Source organism: Pseudoduganella sp. SL102, from assembly GCF_027856995.1.
GTDB lineage: Bacteria > Pseudomonadota > Gammaproteobacteria > Burkholderiales > Burkholderiaceae_D > Rugamonas > Rugamonas albidiflava.
In genome coordinates this window covers 3,672,261-3,691,452 of the sequence record NZ_CP115554.1, presented here as the reverse complement: position 1 = coordinate 3,691,452, position 19,192 = coordinate 3,672,261, and the positions used below count along the sequence as shown (strand labels likewise).

Sequence of the window (19,192 nt, the reverse complement as noted above, 5' to 3'; positions counted from 1 at the left end):
GTCGTCTCGTCTGGTTGTCCATCATCCGGCCCGGCACGGGCGCCGTGTTAGCGCCCCATTTTGCCAACAATCGGATGTTATGCGCAACCATTCGCCGCCGCGGCGGCGAAGCAATCACTGCGGTGATCGGTGAGACAGCGGGAGATTATGCGCCTGGAGCAGCTTCACGACGGGCACGGCGGCGCATCACGCCGCACAGCACGGCCAGGCCGGCACCCAGCATGCCGAACGTGGCCGGCTCCGGCACCGGCGAAGGCGCCGGGCCCGGCTGCGCCAGCCCGGTGTCGGTCGACGGATTGCGGCTCGTGAGGTCCGGCGCGTAGCTGGCGGTGCCGAACGGCGAAGCGAACCCGGACAGCTGGGTCATCGGCGTGGTGGCCATTTCCGCCATCGTGTCGGCCGCTGCCACCTCGTCCGGCGAAGCGGCGCGCACCCAGCCCGGCGCGGCCGGGCGCGGCACGGCCACCGTGGCGGGCGCCGCCCCACCGCCGATCCCGCCGCCACCGCCCTCGCCGGCCACCCGGTGCACGCGGCTGATGTTGCCGCAGATTTTCGGCACGATCAGGCAATGGTTGTCGACGCAATAGACCTTGCCCATTTCCCGCCGCGTGGCCGCCCACTCGTCGCGCGTGACGGCGCCGCACACGGTGCGCTGGCCGAAATGCATGTCGGTGATCTGCGGGCTGTAGTCGTACTTGCCGGCGATGGTGTCGCGCATGATGGCCGCCGTATCGTCGGCCTGTCCACTCTCGATCTTGGCGATCAGGCGGGTGCGCACCGGCGCGGGGATGTCGATATAGCGCGACACCGCTTCGCCGACGGTACCGCGGTACGGATTCCTGCCCGGATGATTCCAGGAACAGTTCGACAGCATGGCGGTGGCAACGACGGCACTGGCAACCAGAGTGGACATATAGACAGGTTTATTGAGTAAAGGTAACTATCAGCTGACCGCGAGTATATCCTAGTGACAATTCAATTACAATCTTGCAATTGAGTGGCTGTGGGAAATATGCTACTGGCGCCGGCGGCGCGCAGGGATTGCTGGCGTTTAGCGCAGCCGCGTGGGTGCTGCAAGTTAGGTGTTTGCCAGCAATTGGAAACGCATGCATTCACCCCAACATCGAAACGCTGGGGTCCGACCCGGCGGGTCGGACCCCGGAATTTGCACTTGGGGTGGAATTATCCTGGCGGCATCAGGGTCAGGCGGCGTCATGTCAAGGCGACTGCCGGCCCTTTGGCGGATCAGCTATCGGCAGGCGTCGGTTCGATCGCGCCGATGAAGGAAGCGTGCACCTTGTCGATGCGCTTGTCGTCCATGCCGGCGATGACGAAGCGCCAGTTTTCCCACTCGACCAGGTCGCCGGCCATCGGCAGGCGGCCCAGCAGCAGCATGATCATGCCGCTGATGGTGTGGTAGTGGCCCTTTTCTTCTTCCGGCACGTAGCGCAGGCCCAGGCGGTCCTTCAGTTCATGCACAGGGATCGTGCCGGCCAGCAGCCAGGAGCCGTCCGGATGCTGCACCGCCCACGCTTCTTCCTCGTTGCGGGGCGTGAATTCGCCGGTCAGCGCTTCCAGCATGTCCTGCACGGTGACGATGCCTTCGATGTCGCCGTACTCGTCGATCACGAAGACCATCTGCATGCCGCTGGCGCGGAACTGTTCCAGCAGGCCCATGCCGGTCAGCGTTTCCGGCACATAGGTTGCGGGCTGGGCGATCGCGGCGAAGTCGGGCACCTGCCCCTTGGCCATCACGGCCAGCGCCTGCTTGGCGGTGACCACGCCCAGTACGTTGGCCAGGCCGCCATCGCAGACGGGAAAGCGCGAATGCTCCGACTCGATCAGCCGCGCCACGTTTTCCTCGACGGGCAGGCGCATGTCGAGGAAGACGATGTCGGAGCGGGGAATCATCAGCGAGCCCAGCTTGCGGTCGTCGAGCCGGAACACGTTGCGCACCATGTCGTGCTGCTGCTGTTCGATCGCGCCGCTCTCCGAGCCTTCTTCCAGCATGGCGTGGATTTCTTCCTTGTTGACGCTGCTCTGCGACGTCTGGCGCACGCCCATCACGCGCAGGATCGCGTGGGTGGAACCGGTCAGGAGCATCACGAACGGCCGCGTCACCGTGGCCAGGCTCTGCATCGGCCGCGCCACCAGCCGGGCCACCACTTCCGGCGCGATCTGGCCGAGCCGCTTGGGCACCAGTTCGCCGATCACGATCGACACGTAGGTGACGACGATGACGACGCCGGCCGTGGCCATGATGCCGGCCGCTTCCTGGCCCACGCCGAGCGACGCCAGCCAGAGCGACAGCGGCCTGGCCAGCACCGACTCGCCGACGATCCCGTTAAGGATGCCGATCGAGGTGATGCCGATCTGGATGGTGGACAGGAACCGGGTCGGATCCTCGCCCAGTTCCAGCGCGGCGGCGGCGGCGTGGTCGCCCTCGCTCGCCAGCTTCATCAGCTTTCCCTTGCGCGCCGTGACCAGCGCGATTTCCGACATCGCAAAGACCCCGTTCAACACGATCAGCCCGACCAGTAGCAGCAGCGACTCCACCCGCTTTCCTTCATAGAATGACGAGGAAGCATCGTAGCACGCCGCCAAAAAGTCCCGCGCAGCAACATCGTGCCTGCCTGCCCGGACGCCCGTAACACCTGGCTTTACAGGAAGCCTTCGTTGCCCTTACCGTCCCGGTGCCGCGGCAGCCCTGGCGCGGTAGTACTCGGCGAGCACGCCGAACGCCTGCTTGCGCACACCGGTCTCGGACACCAGGCCCTTGCGGTTCCAGCCGTTCTGGAACACCGGATGTTCACGGCGCGGCGACTGGAAGTCCTTCAGGATCCAGGGCGACATGCCGCGCAGGGTGGGAATCCGGTCGGCCATGGCCAGCGTCCTGCGGTAATACTCGGCCTGGTATTCCTCGGTGAATTTCTTCATGCCGTCATTGCGATAACCTGCCAGCGCGTCGGCGCCGAACTCGGAGAGGATCAGCGGCCGGTCGGCCGGCACTTGCCACTTCAGTGACGGCAGCGCATCGAGCGTGTCGTTGCCGTACCAGCCGGCATAGGTGTTCACGGCCAGCACGTCGAGCTTGTCGACCAGCGGGTCCTTGATGACGGTAACGTCCTCGCCGTTTTCCTTGCCGCGTTCGACCAGCAGCGCCGCGCTGACCAGCCGGGTCGGATCCAGCGCGCGCACATTGTCGGCCATGGCGCCGTGGAATGCCGTGCGGGCCGGCGACACCGGGGTTTCGTTCCCCACGCTCCACATCACCACGGCGGCGCGGTTGCGGTCGCGGTAGATGGTTTCGGCCTGCATCGCCAGCGCCTTGCGCAGCACGGCCGGGTTTTCCCAGTCCACCGTCCAGTAGACCGGGATCTCGCTCCACACCAGCAAGCCCATTTCATCGGCCAGCCGCAAGGTGGTTTCCGAATGGGGATAGTGCGACAGCCGCACGTAGTTGGCGCCGAGTCCCTGCCTGATCTCGGTGAGCAGCGCGCGCGACGCCTGTTCCGTCATGTTGCGCGCCGGGTTCGGCCCGAACTCCTCCTCGTGCAGCGAAATCCCGCGCAGGAACAGCGGCTTGCCGTTCAACAGGATCTGGCTGCCCTGGACGGCGATGGTGCGAAAGCCGATGCGGTCGCGCACCGTGTCGCCCGCCGCGGCGAAGCGCACGTCGTACAGCACGGGGGTGTCCGGCGACCAGCGCTCCAGCTTCGCCGGCGCCCTGATATCGAAGACGGCGCGGCCGTTCGCGTCGGTGGTGGCGGTGGCGCTGGCCAGCGTGCCGATGGCAACGGTGACGCGCTGCCCGGCCGCCTTCTCTCCCTGCAGCCGCACTTCGCCGGCGATCCGGCCATCGGCCTTCAGGGCCAGGGTGGCGTCGTCGATGAAGGTGGCCGGCGTGCGGACCAGCTTCACGGGCCGGGTAATGCCACCGTAAAGATCCCAGTCGGTGATGAAGGTAGGGATCGACTGCGCATCGTGGGTGGAGTCGACGCCGACCGTCAGGCGGTTCTCGCCGCCGCGCAGCGCGCCGGTCACTTCCAGCACGAACGGCGTGAAGCCGCCTTCGTGCCGGCCGATCTCCTTGCCGTTCAGGTACACGTAGGCCTTGTAGTTGACGGCCTCGAAGCGCAGGAAGGCCCGCCCGCCATCCGGCGCCGGCGCCTTGAACTTGCGCTGGAACCAGACCAGGCCATCGTAGTGGCGCATGGCCGGCGTGGCCGCATTCCACGCGCCGGGAATCGATACCTGCGGGCCCCGGTCCATGTCGAACTCGTAGAAATCGGTGGTGGCGCGTGCTTCCTCGGCCGCCACGTCGACGTCGCGATAGCGCTGCATGCGCGACTTGGCGACCCAGCCGTTGATGTCGGTGAGGCCGGTGCGGTACAGGTCCTTCGAGTATGTCCACTGGCCGGACAGGTCCTGGCTGTCGCGCGACGGCGCGCCGGTCAGCAGGAATTGGGGGCGCAGGTCGGCGGGCCGCGGGTCAGTCGCCCGGAAATCGGCGGGCCGAAAGTCGGCGGCGGTTTGCGCGGCGGGCTGCGCTGCCGTTGCCGTTGCCGTTGCAGTTCCCGTTGCGGGTGCTGCGCCGGCAACGCCAGACACGGGCCAGGCCAGCACGGCCAGCAAGGCGATCACGAATGTCTTCATCGTCTGTCGATCTTGGAAAAGTTAGGGAATCAGCCCGGCGGCGCGGGCGGCTTCGTCCAGCGTGGCGCCACCCAGCGCCATGTGCTGGATGGCCGCCAGACCCCACTGCGCCGAGCCGTTGGTGCTTGTATTGGCCAGTTCGACGACCGGCCGCAGCACGGCGGTACCGCCGACGCGGCGCGTGCGGCTCCCCTCCGGCTTCAGCCAGTCCGACTGGAAGAACTCGCGCCAGGCACGCAGCGCCAGTGCGCGGTCGCGTTCATGGTAGGCGGCATAGGCCGTCATCCGCGAATTGGTGTCGCCCATGCCGCGGCCGCCCGGGTCGCGACCCAGCAGCGCCACGATTTCCTCCTTCGGCGCATTGTAGGTGCGACAGTATTGCAGCCACGCCTTCCTGTAGGCCGGTTCGTCGACGAGGGTCAGCAGCTCGGAATTCATCTCCACCACGCCGAACACGCCGTTCAGGTTCGAGAAGCTGGCGTCGTCGCCCGGGCCCTGGAACTTGCCGGTCCGGTGATCGTAGGGCGCACCGGCGGCGAACCACTGCCGCTTCAATGCGGCGATGCTGCGCATGCCGTTGACGATCTTGTCGCGCCACTTCACGTCCCCGGTGCGCTCCCACTCGGCCAGCCAGGCCGCGATCAGCGAGCCCCACACGGTGCCGAACGACGCGTTGACGAATCCGCCCTGCGGAGCGCCCTCCTTCTTCGGCAGCTTGCGCGAGATGTCCACCGTGGCCAGGTCGGCATCGGAATCGAGCAGTTCGCGCATCAGGTCGCCCACCCGTTCGTCGGCGGTCAGGAAATAAAAGATGCGCCGGTAGGCCGCATTCGACACGCGCGGCTGCTTCGACGAGTCGGACCAGTGCTGCACGCCATGCCGCGTGCCGAAACCCTTGAAACGGCCCAGGTGGTAGACGTCGACCTCGCCCGTGTGGCGCGTCATCGCCTCGGCATACCGGAAGATGTCGGCGCGGCCGGTGCGCAGGTAGCTGTACCACAGCCACAGGTCGGTCGACAGCTCCGAGTTGTCCCACGCATAGCCGCCGATGTCGTAGCGCCACATGTGGCGGTCGGGATCATACGTGTGCATCACGTCGCCGTACGACCAGAAGCCGTACCAGCGGTGCTGTTCCGTCTCGCGCAGGTACTGGTCCAGCTGCAGCGCGAGCCGGTCTTCGATCAGCTTGCGCGCCGGCGTGCCCGTATCGGCCGGGTCCCAGTCGCCGAACACGCCGCACTGGTGGATGCGTTCCGGCGACAGCACCAGCCGCGCCGGATTGGCCACCTGATCGGCCATCGCCGACAGGGTATCGTGCGACGGTGTCGCTCCTGTCACCCACAGCTGCAGCTCGGAGGTGCGGGCCACGCCGGTGGCGGCATCCCAGCCCGCCTCGTAGTCCTCGTAGGTGATGTTCAGGCCGGCGATCTGCTTGTCGTGCGTGTCCATGCCATCCTCGCCGCGATAGGACCGCATGTCCATCGCCGGCGCCGACGGCGACCAGAGCCAGGCCGTCACCTCGGCCATGGCGCCGGCCGCATGGCGCACGTCCAGCTGCACGGGCGCGCGCTGCCAGAAGTCCTTCAGCCCCAGCACCACGCCGCCGGAGGCGCCGCCCGCATATACCAGCCCTTTCGCGCGCGTGCCGGCATTCGCATCGATCCAGGCGCGCCCGCTCTTCGTGCGCTTCTTCAGCGTGAAACCGTCCGGCGCCAGTTGCGCCAGCGAGAAATCGCCCCACTCGGGAATCCACTGCAAGCCATCCCGCACCGGTTTCGCCATGCCGTCCAGCGGCGGCAGCGCCCGGCCGGCCACCTGCGCGTCCCTGAAGGCCTGGCCGGGATCGCGCCGCAAGCCGGTCACCGGGCGCACGGCCTCGCCCCAGACGCCAGCGCCTTCCCCGGAGAACCGCACATGCCGGTCGTGCGTCGCGTCAGTCGTCGGCACCCGCGCGGTGACGCCCAGGCCGCGGATGAAATCGCGTTCCGGCATGCCATCGTAGATGAACGAATGCACGATGCGCACGCTGTCCGAACCGGCGTAGAAGTACAGGCGCACCGAGAACGGCAGCCAGTCGCGTCCGCCGCCGGTATGCACGCCATCCAGTTTCAGCACGGCGCGCACCGGTCCGGCCTGCTCGACCGACACCTTCGTCACCTTGCTGGTGAACTGCTGGCGGGCCACGCTGTTCTCCCCCTCCGGGTCAGGCCCATCCTGGCGAAGCGCCACGAGCTTCAGGTCGCGCAACGTGACCCGCCCCGCGCGCACGGCGCTGGCAACCAGGTGTTCGCCCGCGGCCGGCACGGTCCACACGACATCGCCGGCCGTCACCACCACCTGCCCTGCCGCCTGCCGCACGCTGACCGTGCCGCCACGGGAAGCGCCCGGCTCGACGTTCCACCCGGCGGCCGGCGCACCGCCGGCGATCGCATGGGCCGTCCACTTCAGCGAACCGTCCGGCCAGTACGCCAGCGGCCAGGACTGCATCGCCGGGGCGTTCGCACCCAGCGTGAAATCGAGCCGCCGGCTGGCTGGCAGCCGCAACGTGCCGCGCGGCCAGGGCACGCCCAATGTCGCGCCGTCGAAGCGCGCCGGCGGCTTGCCGTCGAGCCAGCGCAGCGCGGTACCGGATACGGGTTTTGCTTTCGCTCCGGTATTCGCGGTGACGGCGCCGGACAGGCCGGGCAGCGTGGACAGCACGGAAGCGGCCGCGGCCGATTGCAGGAAGCGCCTGCGCGTGGTGGGGCGAGTGGTCATGGGTCTCCGGGCGCACGCCCATGGCGGGCCCTGCCGCTGGATCGCGCGCTAATATATTAGCGTCTCGAAGGATGCTACCCGGGCCGCTTCGCCGCTGTCCAGCAGGTGGCAGAAATGCTCACGGCATTGATCGAGGGAAGGTGGTGCGCCGCGTGGATCGGCCGGCGCATGGCCCGCGCGGATCCGGATGCGGGTATCAGGTCAAGCGGGCGAGGTCGGGATTTCACGGAGGATGCCACGATCGGGATCCCGGTCGCGGCTACCGCCGGCCAGGCGCAGGGCGCTGCCCGGCCAGCGTTACAGCACTTCAGGCAGCCTGGCGGCGGCGCTTGCGGCTGGCGAATCCGACGGCTGCGAGCCCGGCGCCCAGCATCAGGTACGTGGCCGGCTCCGGCACGGCCGGTGCCAGCGTCCAGGTGCCCTGGTTGCCATACACTGCCGCCGAACGCAGCGGATTTTCCAGCAGCGCAATGTCATGCGCTTCATTCGGTGCGTAGAAAATGAAATTATCCGACAGCGACTGGATGTTCGCGTTGTAGTTCCACGGTTCGGCGGTGTCGCTGGCGTTGAAGAACCAGCCCGTGATATTCATCGCCGTATCGAAGGTGAACCTGTTCATCAAGCCGTTTCCCGCGGCGGAACTGAGATGGATGGACCCATAGCTGACATCCCAGCTCTTGAATTCGTAGGCGTTATATTCGGCGCTTGGCGAGTTCTCGAAATCGAATTCGAAATGCGCGATGATCCGGGTCGGCGCGTCGCCGATGGTATCGTGGGTGGCGAAATTGCCGGTGTACGTGTAGATGCCGGCCTGGGCGGAGCCGAGCGCGGCCACCGCGAGCGCGGCAGCCAGGGCAAACTGATGAAGTTTCATATCGACCTTAAAAATTGACGAGCCACAAGCTTATTCGTTGGCATTTTTTTAATCAATTTTTTGCGGCCGCATCGGTTCCGATCATCGCCGGGTGTTGTTAATTCGCCAATTCCGGTGCCGTGCATTTCAGCGCCGCCAAGCTCACCCGGCCGCGGCGTCACCGCCAGTCCACCACCTGGTCGCTTCCCCGTGTCGTGAAATATGGCGTGTGGCCAAACACCCCGGCCTGCAGGTCGGCGTATTCATCGCCGTCGACCGTGATGTCCGAGCTGTCCCCGTCGAACACTTTCCAGCCGGCCTTTACCACATGGGTCAAGCCTGCGAAATAATCGGCCAGCGAGCCGGCGATGCGGTTGATGCCCACGCAGTGGGTCATTTCGTACACGGCGCCATAGGTGGGCGACGCGGCGATGCAATTGACCAGTACCCAGGAGCCGGCGCCGTCGGCCAGGATCGGCACGAAACCCAGCGGCCAGTAGTCGGGATTTTCATCGCCGACGATATCGGCGATTTCCACGTAGTCCTCGATGCTCCGATCGGTGGACAACGGGAACATGCCCCAGGCCAGTTCCGGCTCGAACAGGTCGAGGTCGGAATCGACATCCCAGCCGTTGATTTTCGAGAAATAGGTTTTCAGGTCGTCCGGAACGGTGACCTGTTCCAGCGCATTCATCGCATCGATCCAGCCGGCATCGGGCGCCGGGCCCAGTGCCTTGGGGATCAGGGAACCGGCCGCTTCGATCGCGGCCAGGTAGTCGTCGAGGATGTTTTCCATGTTTTTCATGTGGGCATATGTGGCAAATAAGACAAGTTGCATTGTAGCGCAGGCATTGCGCGAACATGCGGCGCCCCGCCCCATCTTCTACCCCTAGCGGCTGGCCGCGTCGATCCGCACGCGCTGCACCGGCAAGCCTTCGCCGGCGAATTCCACCTCGATCGGACCGGCCTCGCTGCCCGCACGCACCACCGCCACGAGCCGGCCGTGGAACGTGGCCCGTTCGCCGGACTGCAGGCTCGAAGCATCCATCGGATTGCCATTGCCGGCGCCGGCCAGCGTGCCGGCGCCCTTGACGGTGACCTTGAACTGGCGGTCGCCGTCGCGCGCATAGACCGGCACGCCGTTCGCGTCGACCAGCTCGGCGCTCACGTAGGCCAGGTCTTCGCCGTTCGCCCGTACCTGCCGGCGATCGACGGTCAGTTTCACCGCGGCCGGAGCGCCTGCCGTGCGCAATTCCCACTGGTCCGCCGCCTTGCCGTCGCGGTAGCCGACGGCGACCAGGCGCCCCGCCTCGTACGGCACGGCGTAGGACACCTGGTACTCGGTTTGCCGGCCCACCGCCTTGCGCCCCAGGCTGCGGCCATTGAGGAACAGCTCCACTTCCGGATGCTCGGCATACACCACCACCTTGAGCGGCTTGCCTTCCTGGCCTGGCCAGCTCCAGCTCTGGTGCAGGTCGTGCAGCGACCAGTCCAGCTCGGGGTGCTCCTTGAAGTACTGGCGGTCCGGCAGGTCTTCCGTGCCGGCCGGCTGTTCGACGAACGCCGCCACCGGATCGATGCCGGATTGCCACAGCACCTGGCGATAGTAGGCCGCCGGGCGCTTGCGGCCCGTGGCGTCGATCTCGCCGCAGTACGCCAGGTGCCACGGGTACTTGCCGAGTTCCTTCCAGTCCTTCGAATAGCCCATCCAGCCGATGCCGGTCTCGCCGAGGTAGTCGACCGACGTCCACACGAAGTCGCCGATCACCCACGGCATCCGGTCCACCGGGTCCCAGTAGCGGAACGCATCCTTCGACGTCGATTCGGAGGTGTACATCACCCGTTCCGGATGCGTGGCGTGGTCGCTGCCGAACAGGTGGACCCGGTAGTTGTAGCCGGCCACGTCGAGTTCCGCGAACTGCACCGCGTTGCCCGGGCTGTCCACGTTCACGCCCTGCGTGACGGGGCGCGTGGCGTCGAGCGTGCGGATGCGCGCCGCGAGTTCGCGTGCCGTCTTCGCGCCTTCCGGGGTGGCCTGCTCGGGAATCTCGTTCCCCACGCTCCAGAAGATCACGCTGGGGTGGTTGCGGCCGCTGACCACCATGCTGTCGATGTCTCGCCGCCAGTTCTCCTCGAAGAAGCGCGAGTAATCGGCATCGCGCTTCGGCTTGCGCCACATGTCGAAGGCTTCGTCGATGACCAGCATGCCCAGTTCGTCGGCCGCTTCCAGCGTGGCCTGGCTGGCCGGGTTGTGCGCGCTGCGGATGGCGTTGTAGCCGGCATCCTTCATCAGCGCCACCTTGCGCCGGTCCGCGTCCGGTGCGCCGGCGGCGCCCAGCATGTAGTTGTCGTGGTGGATGTTCCCGCCCTTCAGCACGTACTGCTTCCCGTTGATGCGCAGGCCGTGCCGCGCATCCACCGTCACCGTGCGGATGCCGAAGCGCGTGCGCCGGGTGTCGCGCAGCACGCCGCCGACCCGCACTTCCTGCACCAGCGTGTACAGGTTCGGCGCGTCGGGCGACCACAGCTTCGGATTCGCCACGGCGAAGCGGTGCGCCACGTCGGCCTTGCCCCGGGCAGGCACCGTCATCGTCCGGCGCTCCCGCGCCACGGTGCTGCCGTCGCCCGCCACCACGGTCGACAGCACCTCAACCTTCGTGGCGGCAGCCGAACGGTTGCTGACGGAAGCCCGCACGTCGACCTCGCCCCGGTCGCTCGAGGCGCTGCGGGTGCTGGCGAACACGCTGTCCGCCGCCACGTGCACGGGGTCCAGCAAGTCCAGCGTCACGGGCCGGATCAGCCCCGAGCCGGCATACCAGCGCGACGAGGGATCGGCGTGGTTGACGCGTACCGTGATGACGTTGCCGCCCGCCTTCGCCTTGCCCGTCAGGTCCAGCGTGAACGCCGTGTAGCCATAGCGGTGCCGGCCCACGTGCTCGCCGTTGAACCAGATGTCGGCATCCATGTAGACCGCTTCGAAGTTCAGGCGCAGCACGCGCGCGGCATCGCCGGCGTCCAGCGCCAGGTGCCGGCGGTACCAGCCCTGCCCGCCCGGCAGGTAGCCGGAGTCCTGCCCGCCGACCGCCTTCGGATCGAACGGCGGCGTGCCATCGGGCTTGTCCATGATGGCGAAATCGTGCGGCACCGCGACCTTGCGCCAGCCGGCATCGTCGAACGCCGGCCGCTCCGCCCCCCGCGCTTCGCCCTTCTGGAACAGCCAGTCCTGCGCAAGACTGCGCCGTTCGGCGGCGGCCTGGCCGGACAGCAGCGCCAGCAAGAGGGGGAATGACACGGCAATGGCCAGTGGCAGGCGCGGCGTCTTCAGGAGTGGATGCATGCGGGCGGGTCCTCGTAATCCGATAAAAATCCGGCGATAAAAATCCGGCGATAAAAATCCGGCGATAAAAATCCGGCAATCGTAGCAGAGCGCCAACATGCCCAGGTATTCCGTTTTGCAAGGGAAGAATATCGAGTTGGCATAGCGTTGCGTTGCCGGCGCAGGCGCTCCCTATTTTCGTCAAGTTCGTGATTATTCGGCCGGCGGCCCATTGCCCTGCTCCCGGGTCGCTGCGGATACTGTTCAATGATTGCGATAACAACACAGGAGACACCAATGCATGATCGAGTTCGGCCGATGGCCAGGCTGGCGCTCGCGCTGGCCATCGCTGTTACGCTGCCGGCACCGGCGGCACTCGCGGCGGCGCCGCCAGGCAAGGCCGTGGAATCGGCCCGGCAGACGCCGCATGGCCTGCTGGTCACGCTCGCCCGGGCAACGCTGCGCATCGAGCCCTGGAGCGAGCGCGTCATCCATGTCCGTGCCAGTGCGGACCCCGCGTGGCAAGGCAACTACAATCCCGCCGTGATCGCCCGGCCGCAGCGCGTCGACTGGAAGATCTCCGAGTCGGCCGGGTTCCATGCACTGGCTACCCCGGCACTCCAGGTCCGCGTGGACAAGGCCACCGGTGCCGTGAGTTTCCACGATCCGAAGGGTGACCCGATCCTGAACGAACTGCCCGGTAGCCGCCGGATCGCGCCGGGCTCGCAGGTTGGCCAGGGATTTGCCCTCCAGGGCCCTGTATTCGGATTGGGTCAGCACCTGAACGGCCTGTTCGATTACACCGGCAACACCGTCCACCTGCAGCAGGCGAACCGCGATGTCGCGGTGCCGATGCTGGTATCGCCGAAGGGCTACGGGCTGTTGTGGAACAACGCTTCGGTCACGGACGTGGACGCCGGCCTGCCGGCGACGCCGCACCACCCGCTGGAATTTCGCTCCGGGGCGGGCGGCGGGGTCGACTACCATTTCATCCACGGCCCCGAGATCGACGACATCGTGGCCGGCTACCGGGAGCTGACCGGCCGCGCGCCGATGATGGCGCGCTGGACCTGGGGGCTGTGGCAGTCGAAGGAGCGCTACAAGGACCAGGCCGAGCTGCTCGGCATCGCGGCGCGCTACCGGCAGATGAAGGTGCCGCTCGACGCGGTGGTGCAGGACTGGCAGTACTGGCTGCCGGGCCAATGGGGCTCGCACGAGGTGGACGCCGCACGCTTCCCCGATCCCAGGCGCATGCTGGACGCGCTGCACGCACAGAACGTGCATGCCATCGTATCGGTATGGCCCCGCTTCGATCCGGGCACGGGCAATGCGGCGGAGCTGGAACGCGCCGGCGCGCTGTTCCCGAAAACCTACGACAACGTCTACCCCGCCGGGCAGGGCCGCTGGTACGACGCCTACGCGCCGGCCGGCCGCAAGACGTACTGGGACCAGATCGGGCGCACGCTGGGCCGGCATGGCTGGGACGGCTGGTGGCTGGATGGCAGCGAGGCCAAACTGGGCGGGCACTGGGGCGAGCTGCGCGAGGTGCGCACGGCGGCCGGGCCCGGCGCCGAAGTGCTCAATGCGTATCCGCTGCTCCACACGACCGGGGTCTACGAGGGATCGCGCAAGGATGCCCCGGGCAAGCGGCCGTTCATCCTCACGCGCTCGGCCTATAGCGGCCAGCAGCGCAATGCCGCCGTCACCTGGTCCGGCGACACCGCCGCCACCTGGGACGTCTTCCGTGCCCACATCCCGGCGGCGCTGAACTTCACGCTCAGCGGCATTCCCTACTGGTCCGCCGACATCGGCGGCTTCTTCGGCGGCAAACCCACCGATCCCGATTACGCGGAGCTGTACACGCGGTGGTACCAGTTCGGCGCGTTCAACCCCATGTTCCGCGTGCATGGCACCGGCGCCGGCAAGGAAATCTGGCAGTTCGACGAGGCCACCCAGGACATCCTGCGCAAGTACACGGAGCTGCGCTACCGACTGCTGCCCTACATCTATTCCGCGTCGGCCGACGTGACGAACCGGCACGGCACGATGATGCGTGCCCTGATGATGGATTTTCGCGCGGACCGGCAGGCGCTGACGGTGCCGGACCAGTACATGTTCGGCAAGGCCATCATGGTCGCGCCGGTCACGCAGGCCAGGGCGGACGTGCGCACCGTCTACCTGCCGGGCAGCGGCGCGTGGTTCGATTTCTGGAGCGGGCAGCGTCACGAGGCCGGCAAGGTGATCGCGGCAAAGGCGGGCATCGATACCATTCCACTGTTCGTGCGCGGCGGCAGCATCCTGCCGCTCGGCCCTGTCGTGCAGCATGCAGGCGAGAAGAGCCCCGAGCCGATCGAAGTGCGCGTCTATCCCGGCGCGGACGGCAGCTATGAACTGTACGACGACGCCGGGGACGGCCATGGCTACCTGCGCGGCGAATCGGCCACCCGCCGGTTCACGTGGCGGCAGGCAGGCGGGCGGCTGACGATCGGGCCATGGCAAGGCAGTTTCCCCGGCCTGCCGGCGCGGCAGGAATTCCTGGTCCGGTGTGGCGCGATCGCTGGCGATGCCGGCGTGAGGGTGGTGGCGGACACTGTCGCCGTCAGCGTGACGCTGCCCGAGTGCCGCTGAAACCTCGCGCGCGGGCGCTTCCCTAAGGCGGCGGTAATGCCGTTAAGTGAGGCATCATCCGGCACCTTGATAACGCATGCATTCACCCCTACAGCGAAAGGCCGGGGTCAGACCCGCCGGGTCTGACCCCAGGGTTTGCCCTTGGGTCCGGATTCACTCAACGGCATTGCAGCATGACAGGACATCTGCGCTTGCTGGACACGTTCTTTAAACTGCGCTCGTCTACCAGCAATCCATCAGCACTTCCCTAGCACCTCGCGCGGCCATCCAGGTATTCCATTTTTTGCCGGAGGAATACCTGTTTGGCATAGCGTGGCTTTTTGTCCTCCGGCCGCCGCGCCCAATCATCAACTCGATGATTATTTGCCTGTTTGCTAATTTGTGCCGACCGTTCCTTTCATAAGATGCGCCTGTTCGCAACATGGCGACGACAAGAACGCGAGATCGAGAGCACAAGGAGAGACATGCACATTCATCGCAAGAACAGCGGCACCCGGCTGACCGTGCTGGCACTGGCGGCCGCCGCGCTGGCATCTTCCGCCGCGGCCCAGCAGGCGCCCGCCGCCAGCACCGCCAATACGGCCAATACGGCCAATGCCACTGGTGCGACCGGTGCCACCGAACCGGCCAACGTGGTCACCGTGACGGGCTTCCGGGCCAGCCTGGACAGCGCGCTGAACGCCAAGAAGAATTCCGACGGTATCCTGGACGTGATCAAGGCCGAGGATATCGCCAAGTTCCCCGATGCCAACCTGGCCGAATCGCTGCAGCGCGTCCCCGGCGTGTCGCTGGCGCGCGGCGAAGGCGGCGAAGGCCGGCAGATCACCGTGCGCGGCCTGAACGCCGGTTTTACAAGGGTGCGCATCAACGGCATCGAAGGCATGTCGATGACGGGCGCCTCGGACATCAACGGCAATTCCAACCGGGGCCGCGGCTTCGACTTCTCCGTGTTCGCCTCCGAGCTGTTCAACAGCCTGGAAGTGCGCAAGACCTCCGAAGCGGCCATCGAGGAAGGTTCGCTGGGCGCCACCGTCGACCTGCGCACCGGCCGCCCGTTCGACTTCATGGGCCGCACCATCAGCTTCGGCGTGCAGGAAAGCTGGAATTCCGTATCCCGCAAGACCCAGCCGCGCTTCACCGGCCTGCTGTCCGACCGCTGGGATACCCGCTTCGGCAAGTTCGGCGCGCTGGTGTCGGCGGCCCACTCGAAGCGCCGCGCCGTCGAGGAAGGCTACGAGGCGGTGGACCTGTACCCGGCCAGCTACGACGGCGGCTTCTGCTCGCCGGCCGGCACGGCGCCGCAGGTACCGGGCAACGACGCCGTCAAGGGCGTGGATGCGGCCAACTGCGGCTTCGGCGTGCCGCGCACCAGCAACCCGGCCGAGTATGCCGAGGTGATGGGCCGTACCGACAACTTCGGCGGCACGGTCGCCGCCCCGCTGGCCGGCTCGGGCGCCTTCGCGCCGCGCATCCCCCGCTACCGCCGTTCGCAGACCGACTACGAGCGCACCGGCATCACCAGCTCCTTCCAGTGGCGGCCGGCGCCGGGCACCGACATCAACCTGGACCTGATGTACGGGAAGTTCAGCAACACCCGCTACGACAACTACATCGGCGCGATCTCGTTCGGCCGCAGCCTGGCCGCGGCCAACGGCAAGCCGCAGACCTCGATCCTGGAAGCGGAATTCGACGACAAGGGCAGCTGGACCTACGGCCGCTTCAACGGCGTGGACGTGCGCACCGAGGGCTTGATGGATGTGTACGAGACGAAGTTCCGCCAGAACGTGCTGTCGGCCAGCCACCGCATCGGCGATACGCTGAAGGTCGACTTCCTGCACGGCATGTCGAACACGAACCTGGACAACCCGATGCGCGCCACCGTCATGTTCGACGCGCCCAACGTGAACGGCTTCTCGTTCGACTTCCGCCAGAACCGCAACGTGCCGACGCTGGACTACGGCATCGACGTGGCCGATCCGAACAGCTTCACCTTCGCCCGCACGGAGCCGAACGGCACGTGGCATGGCCAGTTCTTCGGCCGCTACCTGCAGTCCGACAACAAGCTGAAGACCACCGCCGTGAACCTGGCTTGGGACGCCAGCGAGCGGCTGACGCTGCGCACCGGCCTGTCCGCCCGCAAGAACGCGTATGGCCTGTATGAAGTGGGCAACGGCTCGGACGGCGGCCTGGCCCTGCCGGCCGGCGTGGGCATGAACGACATCTCGCGCCAGATCGCCGGCTTCGGCCGCGGCCTGGGCGGCACCGGCGTGCCGTCGTCGTGGGCGGCGGTGGACCTGGACAAGCTGCTGGCCGTGCACAACATCGAGTGCCACTGCGCCGAGGTGCCGGGCTCGCTGTTCAATACGGCCACCCCGGGCGTGACGCGCATCACCGAGGATATCGACGCCGCGTACGGCATGGTGGACTTCAACTACGACCTGTGGGGTATCGGCTGGCGCGGCAATGCCGGTGTGCGCGGCGTGGACACCAAGTCCACCTCGATGACCTTGCAGACCATCGGCGGCAAGCTGCAGCCCATCACCGTGGTGAAGAAATACCGCGACTGGCTGCCGGCGCTGAACCTGACGGCGCAATTGCCGAAGGACGTGTTCCTGCGCTTCTCGGCCGGCAAGACCCTGGCCCGCCCGGAATACGGAGACCTGCGCCCGACGGCCAGCGTGAATCACCAGTTCCAGACTGTCAGCGTGGGCAATGCGCAGCTGGACCCGATCCGCGCCCGTACGTACGACCTGCAGGCCGAGTGGTACTACGACAGGAACGCGATGATCTCGCTGGGCTTCTTCCGCAAGGAGATCAAGTCGTTCATCCAGAACGTGCAGCAGCGCGAAGTCTATTCGGCGCTGGGCCTGCCAAATGAACTGCTGACCGAAGGCGGCTGCTCGATCACCGGCGGCCTGCCGGCCTGCGTCGTCCAGCCCGACAGCACCGTGGTGGTGAACCGCAAGTTCAACACGCCGGGCGGCCCGCTCAACGGCCTGGAGTTCAACCTGCAGGCGCCGTTCAATTTCCTGCCCGGCATCGGCAAGAACTTCGGCCTGCTGGCCAACTACACGCGCGTGAAGTCGAAGATCAACTACATCGTGCGGCCGGATAACCCGGCGACGGCAGGCAACGAATTCATCGGCGACACCGCCGACTTCATCGGCCTGTCGCCGCGCGCGCACAACATCACGCTGTACTACGACGATCCGAAGTTCAGCGCCCGCGTGTCGGCGGCGCACCGCTCGAGCTACATCCAGGCAGTGCTGGGCGACATCAACGGCCACGACTACACGCGCGTCAATGGCATGACGAACATCGACTTCAGCCTGTCGTACAACGTGACGCCGAACCTGCGCCTGTCCTTCGAAGGCCAGAACCTGACGGACGAAGCGCTGCGCTACGGCCGGGACTCGGTGCGCAACGATACGCTGCTCTACGTGCATTCCGGGCGTTCGTTCGTGCTGGGGGCGAACTACAAGTTCTAGGCCATGGCTTGAAACTTCGCCGGTGCGTCGGCGTGAGATGCCTGGTGCCGAACCGCTGCGGCGGAACGTACCGGGCTGCCGCCGACGCTCCGCCCCGCAATCACCACATCATCACTGCCGTCTGCCCCTGCCGTTCGCTGTGATACAGCCGCACACGCAACACGTATTCGCGGCCCTTGACCAGCTTGAGGCGGAACGCGGCGTTGGTGTCCTCGCCGCTGTCGTCGTCCCCGGTCAGGTAGCGGAATTCGCCATTGTCGTTCTCGAACAGCACCATGACGGAATCGGATGTGCCGAACGTCCGGAACTCATACCGGCGTGTTTCTTCGGGCCGCACACGGAAGCTGCGCTGCTCGCCGGGCGTCAGCTCCAGCAGCACGGATTGGGCTGGCTTGAGCTGCCCGAAGTTGTCGACCTGCGGCGGATACAGCGCCTTCACCCAACTGATATCCCTTGCCGACAGCCCCCCTGCGGGCTGCAGGCCCTCGTCGAAATAGCGCACCGGTTCCTTGATCATCCCTTTCTCGAAGGGGTAATGCATGACCGAGTCCGGATCCCACGTGGAGCCTTCGACCTCGTTCGGATCGAGCTTGCGGATGATGTTCCAGAATGTCGTTTCGCGGGGCCAGCTGTTGGGTGGCTCGGCCAGCGCGGCGTACACGGCTTCCTCGTCCCAGACGATGCCCGCTTTCGGATTCTGGTGTTCGTGCGGAAAACCCAGGGAGTGGCCGATCTCATGCACCGCGGTGTCGATCTCGCCGGAGCGCGTCAGGTCCCAGCCGAAGTTCATCGTCCGTTCGTTCGGCCCGTGTTCGAGAATATCGCGGCCCAGGTATGACCATGCGCCATCGCCGCGCATGAAGCCGATGCGGATTTCCGCTTCCTCGCGGGTGGCCACCTCTTCGAATTTCAGTCCGATGCCCACGCTGCTCCAGACCCCGAATGCGTCGCGCACGACGGCACGCTGCTCTTCTTCGCCCACCCAGCTGCGCAACTGCGTGGTGCCATCGGTAAACAGCACTTTTTCCCCATCTGTCGGCCGGTCGAAGAAGTAGTAGTGCAGCGTGGTGCCGCTGACCCATTTACTGCTGAAAGTATTGATCAGGCCTTCCCGCTGCGCAGTCACGGCGGGCGAGAACACCCGGCGCGGCCGCGGCCGCATCGCGCAGTAATGCGGCTTCCCGGCTTCGGTGGCAACTTTGTCGTCCGACGACTCGTGGCGGGTCGGAACGGTATCGTATTTCTCTGACATGACTACCCCTGCTATTGGACGCGTCCGTACAGGCGTGCATCCCGGCCTCGCCGGCGCACGTCCCCCGGGAGCGACGCAGGCCCGGGCGTGAAATACGCGGAATGTGCCGCGCGTGGCGGCGTGAGGAGTGACAGGCATCGCCCGGCTTTGCCGGGTGTGGCGGCGCTGCGCATGGGCATGCGCGCGGCCTTGTAAGTAGCAGGAAGTCGGAACCAGTCTACGCTTGCGCCACGCAATCGCAT

Annotated in this window: 10 protein-coding genes; 2 read left to right on the top strand and 8 right to left on the bottom strand. The window is 66.6% G+C overall.

The features are described from left to right. Positions 1 to 145: 145 nt before the first annotated feature. From OU994_RS15620 to OU994_RS15590, 7 genes are all read right to left on the bottom strand, one after another. Entirely contained in the window at positions 146 to 913 is a 768-nt protein-coding gene (locus OU994_RS15620; protein ID WP_281611529.1) for an MHFG family PEP-CTERM protein, read from the bottom strand. A gap of 332 nt (positions 914 to 1,245) precedes the next feature. Beyond that, positions 1,246 to 2,556 (bottom strand): hemolysin family protein, encoded by a 1,311-nt coding sequence (locus OU994_RS15615; protein ID WP_281611528.1) that lies wholly within the window; start codon positions 2,554 to 2,556, stop codon positions 1,246 to 1,248. A gap of 126 nt (positions 2,557 to 2,682) precedes the next feature. After that, positions 2,683 to 4,656: a glycoside hydrolase family 2 protein gene (locus OU994_RS15610; protein ID WP_281611527.1), complete on the bottom strand. Its 1,974-nt coding sequence runs from the start codon at positions 4,654 to 4,656 to the stop codon at positions 2,683 to 2,685. Positions 4,657 to 4,677: 21 nt separating this feature from the next. Continuing rightward, positions 4,678 to 7,413, bottom strand: coding sequence for a Tat pathway signal sequence domain protein (locus OU994_RS15605; protein ID WP_281611526.1), 2,736 nt, complete (start codon positions 7,411 to 7,413; stop codon positions 4,678 to 4,680). Between the two features lie 307 nt (positions 7,414 to 7,720). Next, the gene (locus OU994_RS15600; RefSeq protein WP_281611525.1) at positions 7,721 to 8,287 is read right to left on the bottom strand and encodes a PEP-CTERM sorting domain-containing protein; all 567 of its coding nucleotides are present in this window, start codon (positions 8,285 to 8,287) and stop codon (positions 7,721 to 7,723) included. Positions 8,288 to 8,444: 157 nt separating this feature from the next. Then, entirely contained in the window at positions 8,445 to 9,062 is a 618-nt protein-coding gene (locus OU994_RS15595; protein ID WP_281611524.1) for an SMI1/KNR4 family protein, read from the bottom strand. A 93-nt stretch (positions 9,063 to 9,155) separates the two neighbouring features. Then, positions 9,156 to 11,603: a glycoside hydrolase family 2 TIM barrel-domain containing protein gene (locus OU994_RS15590; protein ID WP_281611523.1), complete on the bottom strand. Its 2,448-nt coding sequence runs from the start codon at positions 11,601 to 11,603 to the stop codon at positions 9,156 to 9,158. A gap of 276 nt (positions 11,604 to 11,879) precedes the next feature. Between OU994_RS15590 and OU994_RS15585 the strand changes: the two genes are divergently transcribed. Further along, positions 11,880 to 14,210: a glycoside hydrolase family 31 protein gene (locus OU994_RS15585; RefSeq protein ID WP_281611522.1), complete on the top strand. Its 2,331-nt coding sequence runs from the start codon at positions 11,880 to 11,882 to the stop codon at positions 14,208 to 14,210. Between the two features lie 464 nt (positions 14,211 to 14,674). After that, on the top strand, positions 14,675 to 17,698 hold the full coding sequence (locus tag OU994_RS15580; protein ID WP_281611521.1) for a TonB-dependent receptor: 3,024 nt from the start codon (positions 14,675 to 14,677) through the stop codon (positions 17,696 to 17,698). A 100-nt stretch (positions 17,699 to 17,798) separates the two neighbouring features. Here the strand turns inward: OU994_RS15580 and OU994_RS15575 are convergent, their stop codons facing one another. Next, positions 17,799 to 18,950: a matrixin family metalloprotease gene (locus tag OU994_RS15575; RefSeq protein WP_281611520.1), complete on the bottom strand. Its 1,152-nt coding sequence runs from the start codon at positions 18,948 to 18,950 to the stop codon at positions 17,799 to 17,801. Positions 18,951 to 19,192: the final 242 nt, after the last annotated feature.